12 protein-coding genes are annotated in these 17,714 nt (G+C 63.0%); 8 read left to right on the top strand and 4 right to left on the bottom strand.

From position 1 onward, the window contains the following. Positions 1 to 134: 134 nt before the first annotated feature. Positions 135 to 1,349: an acyl-CoA dehydrogenase family protein gene (locus AC0L3J_RS08760; RefSeq protein ID WP_456765233.1), complete on the top strand. Its 1,215-nt coding sequence runs from the start codon at positions 135 to 137 to the stop codon at positions 1,347 to 1,349. 88 nt (positions 1,350 to 1,437) lie between these two features. On the opposite strand, the gene AC0L3J_RS08755 is transcribed toward AC0L3J_RS08760, so the two are convergent. Next, a complete protein-coding gene (locus tag AC0L3J_RS08755) occupies positions 1,438 to 2,775 on the bottom strand; it encodes an epoxide hydrolase family protein (RefSeq protein WP_456765232.1) in 1,338 nt (445 codons plus the stop codon). Positions 2,776 to 3,407: 632 nt separating this feature from the next. Here AC0L3J_RS08755 and AC0L3J_RS08750 point away from each other — a divergent pair. Together AC0L3J_RS08750 and AC0L3J_RS08745 are read left to right on the top strand one after the other, a co-directional pair. After that, positions 3,408 to 3,899 (top strand): septal ring lytic transglycosylase RlpA family protein, encoded by a 492-nt coding sequence (locus AC0L3J_RS08750; RefSeq protein WP_456765231.1) that lies wholly within the window; start codon positions 3,408 to 3,410, stop codon positions 3,897 to 3,899. Between the two features lie 361 nt (positions 3,900 to 4,260). Then, a complete protein-coding gene (locus AC0L3J_RS08745; protein WP_456765230.1) occupies positions 4,261 to 5,031 on the top strand; it encodes a cupin domain-containing protein in 771 nt (256 codons plus the stop codon). Positions 5,032 to 5,086: 55 nt separating this feature from the next. Here the strand turns inward: AC0L3J_RS08745 and AC0L3J_RS08740 are convergent, their stop codons facing one another. Beyond that, a complete protein-coding gene (locus tag AC0L3J_RS08740; protein ID WP_456765229.1) occupies positions 5,087 to 7,057 on the bottom strand; it encodes an AI-2E family transporter in 1,971 nt (656 codons plus the stop codon). 748 nt (positions 7,058 to 7,805) lie between these two features. Continuing rightward, positions 7,806 to 9,545 (bottom strand): methyl-accepting chemotaxis protein, encoded by a 1,740-nt coding sequence (locus AC0L3J_RS08735; RefSeq protein WP_456765228.1) that lies wholly within the window; start codon positions 9,543 to 9,545, stop codon positions 7,806 to 7,808. A gap of 220 nt (positions 9,546 to 9,765) precedes the next feature. On the opposite strand from AC0L3J_RS08735, the gene AC0L3J_RS08730 reads away from it, so the two are divergent. The 4 genes from AC0L3J_RS08730 to AC0L3J_RS08715 all read left to right on the top strand — a co-directional run bounded on the left by AC0L3J_RS08730 (position 9,766) and on the right by AC0L3J_RS08715 (position 16,251). Then, entirely contained in the window at positions 9,766 to 11,148 is a 1,383-nt protein-coding gene (locus AC0L3J_RS08730) for an ethanolamine ammonia-lyase subunit EutB (protein WP_456765227.1), read from the top strand. 151 nt (positions 11,149 to 11,299) lie between these two features. Further along, positions 11,300 to 12,886 carry a B12-binding domain-containing radical SAM protein gene (locus AC0L3J_RS08725; RefSeq protein ID WP_456765226.1) on the top strand — a complete coding sequence of 529 codons (1,587 nt, stop codon included), beginning with the start codon at positions 11,300 to 11,302 and terminating at the stop codon, positions 12,884 to 12,886. Between the two features lie 6 nt (positions 12,887 to 12,892). Next, complete coding sequence (gene eutC / locus AC0L3J_RS08720; protein ID WP_456765225.1) at positions 12,893 to 13,678, top strand: ethanolamine ammonia-lyase subunit EutC; 786 nt, start codon at positions 12,893 to 12,895, stop codon at positions 13,676 to 13,678. A gap of 206 nt (positions 13,679 to 13,884) precedes the next feature. Next, positions 13,885 to 16,251 (top strand): efflux RND transporter permease subunit, encoded by a 2,367-nt coding sequence (locus tag AC0L3J_RS08715; protein WP_456765224.1) that lies wholly within the window; start codon positions 13,885 to 13,887, stop codon positions 16,249 to 16,251. Between the two features lie 122 nt (positions 16,252 to 16,373). Here AC0L3J_RS08715 and AC0L3J_RS08710 read toward each other — a convergent pair whose 3' ends face one another. Continuing rightward, a complete protein-coding gene (locus AC0L3J_RS08710) occupies positions 16,374 to 16,871 on the bottom strand; it encodes a hypothetical protein (RefSeq protein ID WP_027516853.1) in 498 nt (165 codons plus the stop codon). Positions 16,872 to 17,333: 462 nt separating this feature from the next. Between AC0L3J_RS08710 and AC0L3J_RS08705 the strand changes: the two genes are divergently transcribed. Continuing rightward, the gene (locus tag AC0L3J_RS08705) at positions 17,334 to 17,567 is read left to right on the top strand and encodes a hypothetical protein (RefSeq protein WP_007593627.1); all 234 of its coding nucleotides are present in this window, start codon (positions 17,334 to 17,336) and stop codon (positions 17,565 to 17,567) included. Positions 17,568 to 17,714 lie beyond the last annotated feature (147 nt).

Below are 17,714 nucleotides of genomic sequence, written 5' to 3'. Positions count from 1 at the left end.
CACCGATGTCTCCACATCGTCATGGCCGGGCTTGTCCCGGCCATCCACGTCTTTCCCATGGCACGAAAGAACGTGGATGCCCGGGACAAGCCCGGGCATGACGACATCAGGTGTTGTGAACAGAGGAGACCGCCATGGACTTTCACCACTCCGAACGTTCGCTGGAGCTGCAGGAGCGGGTCCGTCGCTTCATGCGGACGCATGTCGAGCCGGTCGAGGAGCTCTATTACGAGCAGGTCAAGCCGGAAGCGACACGCTACAGGACGCCGCAGGTCCTTCAGGACCTGAAGCGGCTCGCGCGCGAGCAGGGGCTCTGGAACCTGTTCCTCTCCGGCGAGCACGGCCCGGGCCTCAGCAATCTCGAATATGCACCGGTGAAGGAGATCATGGGCCGCATCCTCTGGGCGCCGGAGGTGTTCAATTGCTCGGCGCCCGATGTCGGCAACATGGAGGTGCTGGCCAATTACGGCACGCCGGCACAGCAGGAGCGCTGGCTGAAGCCGCTTTTGGAGGGGCGCATCCGCTCCGGCTTCTCGATGACGGAGCCGCAGGTCGCCTCCAGCGATGCCACCAACATTCAATGCGAGATCAGACGCGACGGCGGCGACTACGTCATCAACGGCCGCAAATGGTTCACCTCCGGCGCGATGAACGAGGATTGCGAGATCCTGATCGTGATGGGCAAGACGGCGCCCGACGATCCCGACCGCCACCGCCAGCAATCCATGGTCCTGGTGCCGAAGGCGACGCCCGGCGTGCGCATCGTCCGCGACATGCTCACTTACGGCTACGACGACGCGCCGGTCGGCCATCCCGAGATTGTCTACGAGAACGTTCGCGTGCCCGCCGAGAACATCCTGCTGGGAGAGGGCCGCGGCTTCGAGATCGCGCAAGGCAGGCTTGGTCCCGGCCGCATCCATCATTGCATGCGGCTGATCGGCTGCGCCCAGCGCGCGCTCGAATTGATGTGCCAGCGTGCGGTCTCCCGCACAGCCTTCGGCAAGCCGCTTGCCGAGCAGGGCTCGGTGCGCGAGGACATCGCGCACTCGTTCTGCGAGATCGCGCAGGCGCGCTTGCTCACGCTGCAGGCCGCCGACAGGATGGACCGCGAAGGCAACAAGGCCGCGCGCGACCTGATCGCGGCCGCCAAGATCGTGGTGCCCAGCATGGCGGCCCGCGTCATCGACCGCGCCATCCAGATCCACGGGGCCGCCGGCGTCTCGCAGGATACTTTCCTCGCGCGCGCCTATGTCTACGCCCGCTTCATCCGCATCGGCGACGGGCCGGACCAGGTGCATCTGGCCGCGGTGGGGAAGGAACTGATCAAGCGCGGCGGGGTGATGGGCTGAGCAACGCCATCACTAACCGCCCTATTTCTTCTTTCCCGCGCCAAGCAAGGCGGCATGAACCCCTTGCCGGCGGCGTCCTTGACCACCGTCACTGGACCAAATGTGCGAGCCGAAGCGGCCTGAATGCGGCGCGCAGCTCGGCGGAGAAAAGCGCCGGCTGCTCCCAGGCAGCAAAATGACCGCCTTTGTCGACCTCGTGGAAGTAGGTCAGGTTGCGATAGGCCCGACGGGCCCACGTCTCCGGGGCTTGATAGCTCTCGCCCGGGAATACCGTGATGGCCACCGGCAGCGAGATCTCCGCGGTCTTCTCCGGACCTGCAAGGGCGGGACTGCGCCCGCTATATTCCCAGTAAAGGCGCGCCGAGGAGGTGGCGCTGTTCGTCAACCAGTACAGCGTGATGTCGTCCAGCACCTCGTCGCGGGACTTTTCGGAGTCGGTGTCGTCGAATTTCCAATGCGTGAAGCCGGGATGTCCGAGCATCCAGGCCGCCAGGCCCGCGGGAGAATCCGTCAAGCCGTAGCCGATCGTTTGCGGCCTCGTTCCCATCATCAGCGCGTAGGACCGGTTGCCCATCTTGCCCGCCGCACTGAATGCATCGAACGCTGCGCGTTCGCTAGCGGAAAGGTCTGCTGGGGCGGGCCCGCCGGCCGCGAGGATCGCGGCGATATCGGGCGGCACGATCGCCGGCAAATTGATATGGATGCCGAGCAAACCTGCCGGCGCCAGCCGTGCCATTGCACTCGAGACCGGCGAGCCCCAGTCGCCGCCCTGGGCGACATAGTGGGTGTAGCCCAGGCGCTTCATCAGTTCTGCCCAGATGCGCGCCGTGCGGTCAGGACCCCAACCGGTATCGACCGGTTTGCCGGAGAAGCCATAGCCGGGCATCGAGGGAATCACGACGTCGAACGCGTCTTCAGGCCGCCCCGCATGGGCCGTTGGATCGGTGAGTGGATCGATCAGCTTGAGCTGCTCGAAAACCGATCCCGGCCAGCCATGGGTTATGACGACAGGCAGGGCATTGGGATGTTTGGAGCGGACATGAATGAAGTGAATATCGATGCCGTCGATGTTGGTGATGAACTGCGGAAGTCGATTCATCCTCGCTTCGATCTTGCGCCAGTCGTAGGCCGTCCCCCAATAGTTGACGAGGGGCTGGAGCTTCGCCAGCGGGATACCTTGGGACTGATCGGAAACAGTCTCGCGATCAGGCCATCGCGTCGCCAACACGCGCCGCCGAAGCTCGACAAGGTCCTCCTCCGGCACGGCAATGTGGAAGGGGCGAATTGTGCTTTCGCCCGCGGCCGCCGCTCCACGCAGCGGAAACACGCTCGTGGAAATCACCGCTGCAATTCCAATCGCTGCGGTGCTCAAAAGCGCGCGCCGGCTTCTGTCGATGGTGTTCTCGGAATTGTATGGCATCGGCATGGGACACCTTCCTGGCTTCAGGCGATCGGAGCCTGCGGAGCAGGGCAGTCCTTCGTCTGGCTCTGCAACATGGCTCGGAAGCTGGCCAATGGCTCGTTAAGGCTTGTTAGATGCTGTGAGCAGTTGCGACTGATGCCGGGCAAGTGAAGGAAGACAAGTTCAGCATTTCTGTCCCATGTCCGCCGACAAGGACGGAGTGGACAAGCTGATCGGATCTGTGCGTCAGTTCGTTGTCCATGAACGCGTTCGGCAGCGGGCCTTGCTGCGCGAGGACATCGCAAACTCCCACTGCGACGTCGCGCAAGCAAGCTTCTCACGCTAGGTGGCGGCCTCCGTCGCTGCGACGATCGCTTCTGCAAAAACAACGCCGATGAGAATCAAACGGCGGTCAGGCAGGCGAGCGCACGGATTGTCTTGATTAGTGGCGCTGTGAGAATCATGTCGTCGCACTTATTTCACTGTCGCTCTCGTCGTCATGCTGTTGACGCAATGTCTGTCTTAGACGGCGACAAGTAAAACACGTGCTGGAACTGTTGGGGTTCCTACAAACGGTTCCGGAGCCAGGGGTTGGCTCGATCCGCAAAACGAATTGCGGCATCGGAACCAAACGATCGAAAATCACAGGAGATATAATGGTGTTCCGCTCGAGCGCCGCAATTTGCGGCGCCGTGATTGCGCTTGCTGTTTCGGTTTCTATTGCCCGATGTGAAGCTGGTGGGGTTCACTCAAACGCTGTCGACGATGCCGCTTCCGGGGAAGCGATCGTTGGCGCGGCATCCATGTACAATCCGTTCAAGCCGGGCAAAGAGGAGGGCGGCCCGAAGACGGCTTCCGGCGAGCGCTATGATCCCTCGGTCTGGTCGGCTGCCATCAAGACGAGCTTGCGTAAGAAATTCGGTGGGGTCCAATTTGGCGCGAAGCCGAAATACGCCCTCGTCGAAGCCGTCGGCAAGAAGGTCATCGTCAGGATAAATGATGTGGGACCGCTAAGGCCTGGCCGCATCATCGACTTCAATGAGCGGACCATGCGCCATTTCGATCCGAGCCTTGAGCGTGGGGTCATTCCTGACGTCAAAGTCCGGCCGCTTGCCGGCGGCGATTGGACCCCTGGACCGGTTGGCTGAACCGTCGCACTGGGAGGTCGCGCAGCACGGCCCTTCCAGAAGTTGAGAAGGCCTCGATGGCTCTCCATGCTGTCGGCAAGGCGTTGCTCGCCGGTGCGACGGTGGTCGGATGTTTTGGGAAAACCGACACACCTCCATGCTCGACCAAAGCCGAATAGCGGGTTGAAATCTGCGCGTCTAGATTGAAAGACGGAAAGGCAGGTGGGGCGGGCAGCCGTTGCTCCAGCGGTCTTCATCAACTTGCTTTTTCCGACGGTTTCTATCTGCGTTCTACGTCCACGCATGTTCGCCAATATCGTTGTCATTGCGAGGTCGTGCCGCTGGAGCGGTGTGCGATTGCACGTAACCATGGAGAACGCAGATGAGCAGCTTCCCTTGGCACTTCCCTTGGCGCTTGTGGCAAAAGCACAAGAACAAATCTCTGGACAATGCAAAGTCTCCTTCGGACAAGGCGGAGCCTTCTTCCGAACAGTTCGAAGGCAGGGGTCGGCGACACCTGCTGCAGGCGCTATCCGTCTTCGCCGCCGGTAGCGCGTTGGGGGAGATGTCAAACCCCGCCGAAGCAAAAGACTCCAGTGATTTGCCACCTCCAAGACGTGCATTGACCGGCCGCGATGCAGCCGGCAAGTCGGTGTTGAAGTCTTTTGAGGTGACTCCAAAGCTGGTGGAAATCGATGCCAATCCAGGACTGACTTTCTATGAGCTGTACATGACTGAGGGAGTGCCAGGACTGAGCGGACTGGAGCCGGATCCGATGTCGGCAGGAACGAAGGCCTTTCCAGGCCCTGAGGGGACCATCTTTCGATTGATCTCGTATCCGCCGAAGCGCCCGGAAGGTTGGAAGCCGCCGCCCGGAGTTACTTTCGAGAGTGGGCTTAGAGAAATGTCGGACAAGATCCCCGGCATGGGAGACCATTTTGAGCGCGGCGCCCCAGGGATGCACACATCGGATACCATAGACTACGGAGTCGTGGTTCGCGGCGAGATGACGCTGGAATTGGACGACGGACAGAAGGTCCATTTGCGTCAGGGTGATTGCATCGTGCAAAACGGAACGCGCCATCGCTGGCGCAACCCATTGCCCGAACCCTGTCTCATGGCGTTTGTCTCGATCGGCGGGAAGCGCGCCTGAGACGTGGAGACGCGGCCTCTTGGGCTGAAAGCAGCCACGTCTAGCGTACAAACTGCTAAGCGGCCGTGATCTTCGAAGCCGGGCCTTCGGCTCCAGTGCCAAGGGAGTCCACACCTGTCGCCTCTATGCAGAGTCTGAGCGCTCCGCCCAGAGTTGCAGCAGCCAGATCCGCCTTGGCACCTTCCCGCAGGCTTTCCAGCGCCGCTGGGTCGATGTCCTTCATCCAGCAACCCAGAATGATTGTAGCCTTCGGCAATTTACGGCGAAGCCGTCGCACCGAGTAACGCATATGAGCAGGACTACTTGCGTCCATATAGACAAGACAGGCAATGGCGACCCCGGCGGTCTCCAGCCGGAAGATATTCGCCGTCGATAATGCTCCCGCTGCTTCAACTCGCGCCGACAAGCCATGCGCATCCGTCAGTTGCGCCAGCATGATCGCAGCCGCTTCGTCGATCGGATTTCGTCCAGCCAAGCAGAGCACGGGATGATCGCCTTGCCATTCAGAAGGCAAGTCCTCCTTGCGCAGCACCCGCAGACTCTCATAAGGCGCGTCCTCAGCCACGCCCTCTATGGCAGATGTAGCTTCGACATCTGTGGTCGGGTTGACCTTCAGCGACGGACGCTCATCCTGCTCCGAAATGTTATTGGCAAATTCCTGGACCGCATCCCTGATTTTGGTCAGCCGGTCGGGAGCCAGAGCGCCGCGCTCGGCATCTGCTTGAGCCAGTTGCAGTCCTCGCAGGGCTACTTCGTCGTAATAGGAGCTAAGAGATCGCTCCTTCAAGAACTCCTCTGCTTTTGCCGAAGCTTCTGTCGGATCGCCGGCGAGCATCCGCTGATAGAATATCTCAGGCGGAGAGAGCGCTGGTCGGTCTCCAAACATGACGTCGAGGAACTCCAGGCGCTCGACATGGCGGCCCAGGACGACCAGACACACGGTAAGGGGTGTCGCCAGAACGAGGCCGATTGGACCCCAGAGCGCCGTCCAGAACGTCGCGGAAGCCACAACGGCCACCGGCGATAGTCCCGTGCTGTGTCCATAGACCATCGGCTCCAGCACATGGCCGACGATTGGTTCTACCACCACGAACAGCGCGATCGTCCAAAGCAGCATCGTCCAGGTTGGATCGACCGCAACCGCAAGAGCGAGAGGGAAGGCGGCGGCGATGACCGCCCCAATGTAAGGCACGAAGCGCAGCACTGCTGCCAGAATACCCCACAGGATCGCGCTTGGAACGCCGATCAGCCAAAGACCCATTCCGATGATGATGCCGAAGCCCCCGTTCACGAGAAGCTGGATAAGGAAAAGCCGGCTGAGACGGCTCGCCGCGTCATCAAGGGCAGCCGTGGTGCGCTGCAGGTCATCCGAACCGGCCAGCCTGATCAGGCGATTACGAAGATCCTCGCGCTGAAGCAAAATGAAGATCACGAATATGACGATGATCCCGGTCGTTGCGAGCGGATGAAGCAATGGTGAAATCAGTGTTTGCAAGCTCTCCAGCGCGCCCGGATCGGGCTGGAGCACTTCCACAGGAACGGGCTTCGGCGGGGCCGCTTTCGGAGCTGCTATGGTCCCCAACGAATTCGCGGCCTCCTTGGGCTTGTCGAGTTCTTTGCTGAGGTCCTTCAACATGCTGGAAGCCCGCTCGAGCGTGCCTCGACCGGCGGTCGTCTCACGGAAGGATTGGATCTTCTCGCTTATTGTGGACTGATATCGCGGCAAATCGCCGGCCAGCTGCGCGAGTTGGGTAGCGAGCAGGCTGCCCATCGCAAATATGAACGCGAAGGCGATCACGACCACGCTCACCACAGCCAAACTGCGTGGAATGCGCAGACGCTGAACCAGTCGAACCAGGGGCGCCAGCACGAAGCTGAGCAAGACGGCCAGCGCTATTGGAATGATGATCTCGCGACCGTAATAGAGCACCATGACAATGATCGCGGCGAGAATAGCCATCGCCACGGCGCTCAATAGCGAAATCAGTTCTTCCGGTGTTCGTGCTTTGAATGGCTGCCTGATCACAGCTCCTCGCTAGGCCGGGAAAAGCGGCGAGTTTGTTGAGGGTCCGGTGAGTTCGGACGGCACATCTTTGGGAAGGTCGTCCAGTCCTGACATGAAGCGAGCTGTCGAAGTCGGTGCATGAGCTTCAGGCCGGTTTGCGAGCCGGTCACAACTGACCAAGCCCGATCGGCTAGGGCTACGATCCCGACGGGTACGCATTGTTGCCATGAGCATCTGGAGCTAACGATGGTGCGCTAACGGCGGCATTGAATCGGGAGCGCCAAGCCACGTTGGGAATGAACATGTCACGCCGGGTTTAGTTCCGCGCGCTGCTCCAAGAGCGCGGTATGGCGCCCCGCTTCAGCTCGCGATAGCGACTCGGCGTGCGATCTTTCCGGCCTGCTTCCCGCCGAAAAGCCTGAGCATTCGGGCCGCTTCCAAGGATCACTGTCTCCTGCATCGCTTCCGCTAAAGCTAGATGGTGGCGATAGCAAAAAGCCGCGGACTGCTCCGCGGCTCTGGTTCACAGGGAGGCGGCCTCAGCCAGCCTTCGGCTTCTCACGATCTGCCGGCGCAGCGCGAAAGCTCCAACATTGACATCATGCCAGTGTTTTGCCCGACGAGTCAAATATCATTTCGTAAAATACGAATAGCTTTCGGCGTAGCCAAGCCATTGATATCGCTATCCCCGGCTACTGTGCATGGGGTTGTTTTCGCGCTTTTTGATGGAGCGACCCCAACGCCGGCGCCGCTGGCGATGGACGTGCTGCTACCCCGCCTTGGCGACGCGGCCGTCCGCCGCGCCTGAGCGCAGGTTCTGGAAGAACTTCTCCACCTCGCGCGACAGCGTCTCCGCCGTCTCGGTCACGCTGCTCGCAGCCGTCAGCACCGAGGAAGCCGCAGTATCGGTCTCGCCGATGGCATCGCGGAGCGAGCTGATGTTGGCGACGAGGGTCTCGTTGCCTTGGGCCGCCGATTGCGCGTTAGACGAGATCTCGCGCGTGGCGGCGTCCTGCTGGCCGATGGCGCCGGCGATCGCCGAGGTGACGTCGTTGATCTCGCGCACCGCGCCGCCGATCTCGCGGACGGCGTCGACCGCGTTGCGGGTCGAGGACTGGATCATCGAGACGTTCTCGCTGATGTCGGCGGTCGCCTTTGCGGTCTGGCCCGCGAGTGCCTTCACTTCATGCGCGACGACGGCAAAGCCGCGGCCGGCATCGCCTGCGCGCGCGGCCTCGATGGTGGCATTGAGCGCGAGCAGATTGGTCTGCTCGGCGATCGCCTGGATCAGGCTGAGCACGCCGTCGATGCGTTGCGTGGCTGCGGCCAGGCTCTCGATCTCGGCGATCGATTTCTCGGTGCGCTGGCCGGTCTGCTCGACCGCGCTGGCGGATTGCCGCACCTGCCGGCCGATCTCCACCACCGACGCCGACAGCTCCTCGGCCGCGCCTGCCACCGCCGTGACGTTGTGCGAGGCCTGTTCGGTGGCGTTCGCCGCCGTGCCGGCGCGGCTGCTCGCGTCCGCGGTGACGCGGGTGATGGTCTGCGCCGTCTCGCGCATCACGGAGGCGTTGTCGCTGAGGCCGCGCATGATCGCGCCGATCGCCTCGCGAAACGCGTCGACGGATTGCTCGATGTGGCGGGCGCGCTCCTCGCGCGCGGCGGAGTCCTGCGAGACCTGCGAGGCGAGATTGCGGTTACGCTCCATCGCGTCCTGGAAGATCTGGATCGCGCGTGCAAGTGCGCCGATCTCGTCGGCGCGGTCAGAGTGGGGCACCACGACGTTCTCGGCGCCGTCAGCGACCTGCTTGATGGTCGCGGTGATGGCGGAGAGGGGGCGTGCGATCGAGCGGGCGATGATGACGATGCCGATCACGACGAGGGCGAGCGCCACGCCGGCGAGGCAGGTCAGGACGAAGGACAGTGTGCGATTGGTCTCGGTCTCGTGCGCGATTTGCCTCGCGCGCTCGGCATAGACCTTGGACAGCGCCTCGAGATCCTTGTTCAGCGCCGAGCGCACGGCGCGGTTGGCGTCGTTGTCGCCCCATTCGCGGCCCGCGGCCGCATTGATCTCGACGCCGCGGCGCACCAGCTCCTTGCGAAACTCGACGAACTGCTCGATGCGCTTCTTGAAGGTGGCGAACTGCTCGGCATCGTCAGCCTTGACGATGGTCTCCCAGCGCTTCACGACGTCGAGGATCTGGGCGTTGAACTTGAGCAGGCCCTCGCCGTATTTCTTTACCACGGCGGGCTCGGTCGACATGTAGACGCCGCGCGATTCCATCACGACCGCATAGACCAGCGAGTTGACCCGCTCGACGTTCAGCGCGGCGGCGTTCGCGGTCTCGATCGCGGTGGTCAGCTCGGCACCGCGGCGGCTGTTGTAGTCGGACAGCATCGCGATCGCCGCCGTGAGCAGCGCGAACAGCGCGAAGATCGCGTAGAGCTTGTTGGCAAGCGTGAAGCGGCCGGCAAGGCCGGCGGCATTCCCAGATTGATCGGTTGTCATGGTTTTCAGGGGCCCGAATGGCCGGGAGCGGCCGGAGAGCGCGGTCGTGCAAACTATTGCAAAACTATGCAGAATGAAGATGGACGCAGCGTTAACGCCGGGTTTGGCCCGCTTTGCCCTCGGCCGAAGGAAAGGTAGATATTTCAGCGTCTTGATCTGAAGGTATAGTCTTGGGATCGCCCTGGAGTCGGCCTCTGGCCGACGAACCCCGGAGAGACCTTTGGTCTACCGCCACACCATCGACGCAACGACCTACACGTTCCCGGATTTGCGCGACCTGCTCGCCAAGGCGACGCCGCCGCGCTCCGGCGACCGGCTGGCCGGGATCGCCGCCGCCAGTGCCGAACAGATGATCGCGGCGCGGATGGCGCTGGCCGACGTCCCGCTCGGGCAGTTTTTGCAGGAAGCCGTCATCCCCTATGAGACCGACGAGGTCACCCGCCTCGTCATCGACAGCCACGACGCCAAGGCCTTCGTGCCGGTGGCCTCGCTGACGGTCGGCGCCTTCCGCGACTGGCTGCTGTCGGACGCCGCGACGCCCGAAATCCTGCGCAAGCTGGCGGGCGGCATCACCCCGGAGATGGCCGCCGCGGTCTCGAAACTGATGCGCAACCAGGATCTGATCCTGGCGGCGCGGAAATGCGAGGTCACCACCGCTTTCCGCAACACCATCGGCCTGAAGGGCCGGATGAGCACCCGGCTCCAGCCCAATCATCCCTTCGACGACGCCAGGGGCATCACCGCCTCCGTCCTGGACGGCATCCTGCTCGGCGCCGGCGATGCCTGCATCGGCATCAACCCGGCGAGCGACGACCCGGCCGTGATCGGCCAATTGCTGCGGCTGCTCGACGAGGTCATCGCGCGGCTGAAGATCCCGACCCAGGGCTGCGTGCTGACCCATGTCACCACCACCCTGTCGCTGATCGGGCAGGGCGTGCCGGTCGACCTCGTGTTCCAGTCGGTCGCCGGCACTGAGGCTGCCAACCGCAGTTTTGGCATCGACCTCGCGCTTCTCAAGGAGGCGCAGGAGGCTGGATTGTCGCAGAAGCGCGGCACGGTCGGGCAGAACGTGATGTATTTCGAGACCGGGCAGGGCTCGGCGCTGTCGGCCAATGCCCATCACGGCGTCGACCAGCAGACCTGCGAGGCGCGCGCCTATGCGGTCGCCCGCGCCTTTGCGCCCCTCCTGGTCAACAGCGTGGTCGGCTTCATCGGCCCGGAATATCTCTACGACGGCAAGGAAATCATCCGGGCCGGGCTGGAGGATCACTTTTGCGGCAAGCTGCTCGGCCTGCCGCTCGGGATCGACATCTGCTACACCAACCACGCCGAGGCGGACCAGGACGACATGGACAATCTGCTGACGCTGCTCGCCGCCGCCGGCGTCACCTTCATCATGGGCGTTCCCGGCGCCGATGACGTCATGCTGAACTATCAGTCCACGTCTTTTCACGACGCGCTCTATGTCCGCGACGTCTTTGGATTGCGCCGCGCGCCGGAGTTCGACGATTGGCTGGTGCGGTCCGGCATTGCGGGCGCTGACTTCCGTCTTGCCGGCGATGCAGGCCTGCTGCCCGATTTTGCGTCACGGCTGATCGCGTGACGCGGCGGAGCACCCGGCGGCCCGAGGAAACCATTGATGCCCTAGGGAATTAGGCTCATGCCACAATATTGAGAAATTCCGGCGGCAGCATTACGCTATGTGTCTGTCTGGCAATTTCCGCGGCTAAGTCGAGCGTGGCGGGGGAGCTTTGATGCGAGCTGAAAGTAACGGGACGTCCCGGCGGATTCTCTGCGTGTTTCCGCGATACACATCGTCGTTCGGGACGTTCGAGCATTCCTACCCCCTGACCGATGGCGTCCGCGCCTTCATGCCGCCGCAGGGACTTTTGCTGCTCGCGGCCTATCTGCCCGAGGAGTGGCAGGTCAAATTCGTCGACGAGAACCTTCGCCGTACGACAAGGGAAGAGTTCGAATGGGCGGAGGCGGTCTTCGTCAGCGGCATGCACATCCAGCGCCAGCAGATGAACGACATCTGCCGCCGTGCCCATGAATTCGACCTGCCGGTCGCGCTCGGCGGTCCCTCCGTCAGCGCCTGCCCGGATTACTATCCCTCCTTCGACTATCTCCATGTCGGCGAGCTCGGCGACGCCACCAATCAGCTGCTCGAGATCTTGTCGCGCGATACCTCGCGTCCGGAAGCGCAGGTGGTGCTGACCACCAAGGACCGCGTGCCGATGACGGAGTTTCCGATCCCGGCCTATGAGCTCGCCGACGTGAAGAAATACTTCCTCGGCAGCATCCAGTATTCCAGCGGCTGTCCCTATCAGTGCGAGTTCTGCGACATCCCCGGCCTTTACGGCCGCAATCCGCGCCTCAAGTCGCCGGAGCAGATCATCGCCGAGCTCGACCGCCTGCGCGAATGCGGCATGACCGACACGGTGTATTTCGTCGACGACAATTTCATCGGCAACCGCAAGGCGGCGCTGGACCTCCTGCCGCATCTGATCGAATGGCAGAAGAGGACCGGCTACATGGTGCGGCTCGCCTGCGAGGCGACGCTCAACATCGCGAAGCGGCCGGAAATCCTCGAGAAGATGCGCGAGGCCTATTTCGTCACCATCTTCTGCGGCATCGAGACACCCGACCCCGATGCGCTGAAGGCGATGCACAAGGACCACAACATGATGGTCCCGATCCTCGAGGGCGTGCAAACCATCAACTCCTACGGCATGGAGGTCGTGTCCGGCATCATCATGGGGCTCGATACCGACAAGCCGAACACGTCGGAGGCGCTGCTCGCCTTCGTCGAGGATTCCCGAATTCCGCTGCTCACGATCAACCTGCTTCAGGCGCTGCCGAAGACGCCGCTGTGGGACCGTCTGGAGCGCGAGGGACGCCTGGTCGAGGACGACGGCCGCGATTCCAACGTCAATTTCCTGTTGCCCTACGACGACGTCGTCGCGTCCTGGAAGCACGCCATGGCCGTCGCCTACGAGCCCGAGAAGGTCTACGCGCGCTTCCAGTATCAATGCGACCACGTTTACGTGCACCGCTTGAAGATGCCGAAACCGGACGAGATGAAGACCTGGCCCAACATCAGGCGCGGCCTCGTCATGCTGCGAAACATATTCTGGAAGGTCGGCGTGCTCGGCGACTACAAGCGCGTGTTCTGGAAGTTCGCGCTGGGCCGCATCAAGCACCGCGATCTCGAAGGCCTGATCGGCTGCACCCTGATCGCGCACCATCTCATCACCTTTGCGCGGGCGGCCTCGACCGGCCAGCAGAACGCCTCGAACTATTCGATCCGGCTACGCGAGGCCTCCGTCCCCGCCGAATGACACAACATGTCTGATCCGGCTATCCCGCGTCGTCCGACCCTCGATCTGCGGTCGCTCACGCCCGCGCGCGTCGCGCTCGGGCGCAGCGGCGCGAGCCTGCCGACGCGGGCACTGCTCGATTTCACGCTGGACCATGCCCGCGCCCGTGATGCCGTGCATGCCGTGTTCGATGCACCGCGGCTGGTCGCGGATCTCCGCGCGCTTGGCCTCGTCGTCACCGCGGCGAACAGCCGGGCGGTCGACCGCAGAGACTATCTGCGGCGGCCCGATCTGGGCAGACGGCTCGATGCCGGATCAGTCGAGGCCCTGACGCGGAGCGCCTCGGAGCCGTGCCAACTCGCGGTCGTGATTGGCGATGGGCTGTCGGCGGCGGCGGTCCACGCCCATGCGGTCGCGCTGGTGATGCGCCTGCTGCCGTTGCTCGCAGCCGACGATGGTGTCGCGATCGGCCATGTCGTCGTCGCCTCAGGCGCGCGCGTCGCGCTGGGTGACGAGATCGGCGCCATTCTCGGCGCGCGCATGGTCGTGATGCTGATCGGCGAGCGGCCGGGACTGTCGGCGCCCGACAGTCTCGGCGCCTATCTGACTTTCGCCCCGAAGCCTGATCGCACCGATGCCGAGCGCAACTGCGTGTCGAACATCCACAAGACCGGGTTGAGCTATGACGAGGCTGCCTTCAAGATCGCCTGGCTGGTCCGCGAGGGGCTCGCGCGGGAAGCGACCGGTGTGGCGCTGAAGGACGAGAGCGCGGACCGCGCGCCGCGTCGAATTGGCACGGCTTTGCCCGAATGAAGGGCATTAAGGCAAAATCGCCACATCTTGATCGATTCGGCCACACTCCGCCTGCTTGCGAGAAGGGTGATTGACCTGCTAAACCCCTCGCGGCGATTTTCTGCGCATTTTCAAAGGGCAAGCCTCCCATTGGTATGGCATTTTCAAGCCGTTCGCGGGGCGCGACAAGCTCACAGACCCGAGCTGATTTAGGAACTGGACAAGGCATGCTCGAAAAGCACAGCGAGAGTGAGGTTCATGTCGACAAGGTCGAGCAGGGACCTGCGTCCTCGATCGCCTTCGGGCTGGAGCGCATCGGGCTGTTCGCCGTCCGGGCGCCCATCGTCTCCTGCATCGTCCTGGTCGTCCTGATCGTCGGCGCCGTGTTCGGCATCCACCGGATCAAGATCGACGATTCGCTGTCGCAGCTGTTCCGGTCCAACACGCCGGAATTCCGCCAGTACGAAGCGGTGACCAAGAAGTTCCCAGCTGAGGAATTCGACGTCCTCGTCGTGGTCGAGGGCAAGACCCTGCTGGCGCGGAACAACCTCGAGAAGCTGCGCGACTTCGTCACCGACATGCAGCTGGTCGAGGGGACGCGCGGACTGGTCTCGCTGTTCTCCGCGCGTCAGGCGCCGGCGCCGGGCAAGCTTCCCGCCGCGCTGTTCCCGCCCGAGCTGCCCGAGGGCGCGGCCTATGACAAGTTCATCGAGGGCGTCAAAGCCAACGAGATCATCCGCGGCAAGCTGTTGTCCGAGGACGGCACGCTGGCGCTGATCGTGCTGTCGCTCGATCCGGAGGTGGTCGCCTCCAACAAGCTGACCAAGACCGTCGCCGACATCCGCGCGCTGATGAAGGAAGACCTCGGCGACACCGGGCTCAACGTGCAGCTTTCCGGCGTGCCGGTGATGCAGCTCGAGATCCGCAACGCGGTCGAGCGCGACGGGCTCACCTACAACATCCTCGGCATTCTCGCCGGCTGTGTCATCGCCATCATCTTCTTCCGCAAGATCTCGTTCATGGTGGCGGCGGCGTTCCCGCCGATGATCGCGATCCTGCTGGCGCTCGGTGCGCTCGGCTGGGCCAATTTCAATCTCAACATGTTCCTGAACGTGATGACGCCGCTTATCATGGTCATCAGCTTCTCGGACTCGATGCAGCTCACCTTCGCCGCGCGCGACCGGCTGATCGCGGGCCAGGACAAGTTCACGGCATTCAAAAACGCGGTGCTGGTGGTGGGACCGGCCTGCGTGCTGACGCACGGCACCGCCGGCATTTCCTTCATCGCGCTCCAGTTCTCCGACTCCGATCTGATCCGCAAGTTCGGCGAGGCGGGTCTCGCGGCCACCATCATCGCGCTGGTCGCGGTGTTGTCGCTGGTGCCGGTGTTCGGCGTGCTGTTGGTGCGCAACGAGAAGGTCTTTGCGACCAAGTTCCAGAGCGCGGATGCCGGCGTGCAGGCGCTGCGTAATTTCTGTTACTGGATCGCGGTGCGCATGGTGGGCCGTCCCGGCCTGTTCAGCCTGATCGCGGTGGTGTTCGTGGCGGGCCTCGGCGTCATCTACGCCAATCTGGAGCCGCGCTACCGGCTCGCCGACCAGGTGCCGGACAAGCGCCAGGCGGTCGCCGCTAGCGACCGGCTCGACGCCAAGCTCACCGGCGCCAACCCGGTCAACGTTCTGATCCAGTTCCCCAAGGGTGAATCGCTCTATTCGCCGGAGACGCTGCAGACCATCGCCGACGTGCACGCGACGGTGGAGAAGGCAGCCGGTGTCGGCAATGTCTGGTCGGTCGAGACCCTGCGCCGCTGGCTCGCGGACAAGGCCGGCAGCGCCGACGTGGCCACCCTGAAGGAATATGTCAGCGTCATTCCGGAGCATCTGGTGCGCCGGTTCATCGATGCCGAGCAGGACGCCGTCGTGGTCGCAGGTCGCGTGCCGGACAAGGATTCCAGCCAGCTCCTGCCGATCGTCGACAAGCTCGATACCGAGCTCGACGCCGTCCGCAAGAAGCATCCCGGTTATGAAGTAGCGGTCACGGGTCTTGCCGCGATTGCCGCGCGCAACTCGGCCGGCATGATCGAGAAGCTCAACCGCGGGCTCACCGTCGAATTCGCGCTGGTCGCGATCTTCATCGGCCTGGCCTTCCGCTCCTGGGTGGTGATGTTCGCCTGCATCCTGCCGGGCATCTTCCCCGTCGTGATGTCGGGAACGGTGCTGTGGGCGATGGGCGAGGGACTGCAATTCGCCAGTGTCGTGGCTCTGACCGTTTCGTTTGGCCTGGGCTTAAGCGCCACCATCCACTTCCTCAACCGCCTCAGGCTCGAGAGCAAGCCGGGCGTCGGCTCGGCGCTCGCGGTGGAGCGCGCGACCGTGCTGGTCGGCCCGGCATTGATCCTGACCACGCTGGTGCTCGCCTGCGGTCTCGTCGTCACGGTGTTCTCCGACCTGCCGTCGCTGCGGCTGTTCGGCTGGCTCAGCGCCTTCTCGATGGTGATGGCGCTCGTCGCCGACCTCTTCATCCTGCGGCCGACGGCAATGTGGCTGATCAATCTGCACGCCAAGCTTCAGGGCACCGACAAGCCGGCGATCTGAGCGGCTTCATTCATCAGGCATGAAGTCTGCACGGTCCGGGCGACTGCGCTGCGTCTCCGAAAAACAACAAAGCCCCGGTTCGCGAGAACCGGGGCTTGCTGCTTTCGAAGCGGTAAGAGCTGTCAGCCCTTTGTCATCGTGATGTTGACGCCGCGAATCTCGCCCTTGGATGAGATCTGCACCGTCTGCTTCGTGCCGTTGGTGCGCAGCGACAGATTGGCGGCAAAGCCGTTGGCCTCGACGAACACCTCGATCTGGCCGCCACCGGCGGTGCCCTGGAGATTGCCGAAAATGTTGCGGTTGGTCTCGCTCCAATTGCCGGAGATCCGCTCGCCCTGGCTGGTCACGTCGCTGGTGAGGTCGAACTTGTAGCTGTCGGACGCGCAGTGCAGCGCCTGCTTGAGGCTGAGACCGGTGCCGGCAACCTTGTAGTCAGCCTTGCAGCGGATGCGCTCGGTGGAGCCGTCGGACAGCGACACCGTACCCGTGCCGGTCCACGCGCCCTCGAAACCTGCAAACGGTCCGGACGACTGAGCCTGACTTGTCGAAACCGAGAAGAGCAGCACAGCGCCGATGCCGGCCGCCTTGATTGCCAGTTCAGATCGCCCAAAGAATTTCATCTTCAAAATATCCCGTTTTTGGAACGACGTCCGCTTATCACTAAGAACGTCTCGCCACATCGAAGGTTTAGTGTTCCGAGCCTGTGTCAGGTTCAATGGCCGGCCGCCCACATGTCGGCATCGCGAAGCGCGCTTGCCATGGTTGGCCTGCGGATTCTCTGCGTTTCGGCATGTTTCTGGCGGCCAAGGCGGGATGGAGAGATGCAGCTCTGCAACAGGTGCGCAGCAAAACGCGGCGCACCTGGATTATGACGTAGTATCAGTCTCTTACATTTGTCAGAGAAGGCGCAGGGAAGACCTGATTTGGTGGACGTGGCGCCAATTTGGCCGCATTTGCCAGTGCTTGTGCCTTCTCCGAGGCCGCTACTCCCGCGGCGACTTGCCATCAGAGCAATCCGTTCCGGTCGTCGCCCAGTGCTGCCCGGGATTGGTGCGATTCTGCCGTCAGAATGAAGGAATACAATGCGTAAGCTTCTCGTCGCTCTCACCTTGCTGTCGGCCTCACTCTCGACCGCAGCGTTCGCCCAGCAAGGGCGCGGCACCGACGCCGAGCAGAAGGCCTGCTCGCGCGATGTGCAGAAGCTCTGCCGTCCGGTCATCGACCAGGGCGATTTCACCATCCTGGCCTGCCTCAAGGAGAACCGGGCCAAGATCTCGCAGGCCTGCGACCAGGTCCTGAAGAACCACAACCAGTAAGCTCGGCCACTGGCCCACAAAAGGCGGCCCCTGGGGCCGCCTTTTCGGACCTGATTCGCAAAGGGCAGCCATCGAGAGACAGGATTGGTTTTGCGGCCGTATTCCCCTATATGGGGGCCGCGGCGGCACCGCCGGCACGGGCTAGCG

It is taken from the genome of Bradyrhizobium sp. Kon37 (assembly GCF_055807535.1).
The sequence above is the reverse complement of the archived record's forward strand: the minus strand, read 5'-3'. Positions and strand labels throughout refer to the sequence as shown.

Excerpts from the sequence above, each read along its gene's own strand:
- eutC (WP_456765225.1), top strand. The coding sequence starts at position 12,893 with ATGTCTGATCCGGCTATCCCGCGTCGTCCGACCCTCGATCTGCGGTCG.
- AC0L3J_RS08745 (WP_456765230.1), top strand. The coding sequence starts at position 4,261 with ATGAGCAGCTTCCCTTGGCACTTCCCTTGGCGCTTGTGGCAAAAGCAC.
- AC0L3J_RS08760 (WP_456765233.1), top strand. The coding sequence starts at position 135 with ATGGACTTTCACCACTCCGAACGTTCGCTGGAGCTGCAGGAGCGGGTC.
- AC0L3J_RS08710 (WP_027516853.1), bottom strand. The coding sequence starts at position 16,871 with ATGAAATTCTTTGGGCGATCTGAACTGGCAATCAAGGCGGCCGGCATC.
- AC0L3J_RS08715 (WP_456765224.1), top strand. The coding sequence starts at position 13,885 with ATGCTCGAAAAGCACAGCGAGAGTGAGGTTCATGTCGACAAGGTCGAG.
- AC0L3J_RS08755 (WP_456765232.1), bottom strand. The coding sequence starts at position 2,775 with ATGCCGATGCCATACAATTCCGAGAACACCATCGACAGAAGCCGGCGC.
- AC0L3J_RS08705 (WP_007593627.1), top strand. The coding sequence starts at position 17,334 with ATGCGTAAGCTTCTCGTCGCTCTCACCTTGCTGTCGGCCTCACTCTCG.
- AC0L3J_RS08750 (WP_456765231.1), top strand. The coding sequence starts at position 3,408 with ATGGTGTTCCGCTCGAGCGCCGCAATTTGCGGCGCCGTGATTGCGCTT.
- AC0L3J_RS08725 (WP_456765226.1), top strand. The coding sequence starts at position 11,300 with ATGCGAGCTGAAAGTAACGGGACGTCCCGGCGGATTCTCTGCGTGTTT.
- AC0L3J_RS08735 (WP_456765228.1), bottom strand. The coding sequence starts at position 9,545 with ATGACAACCGATCAATCTGGGAATGCCGCCGGCCTTGCCGGCCGCTTC.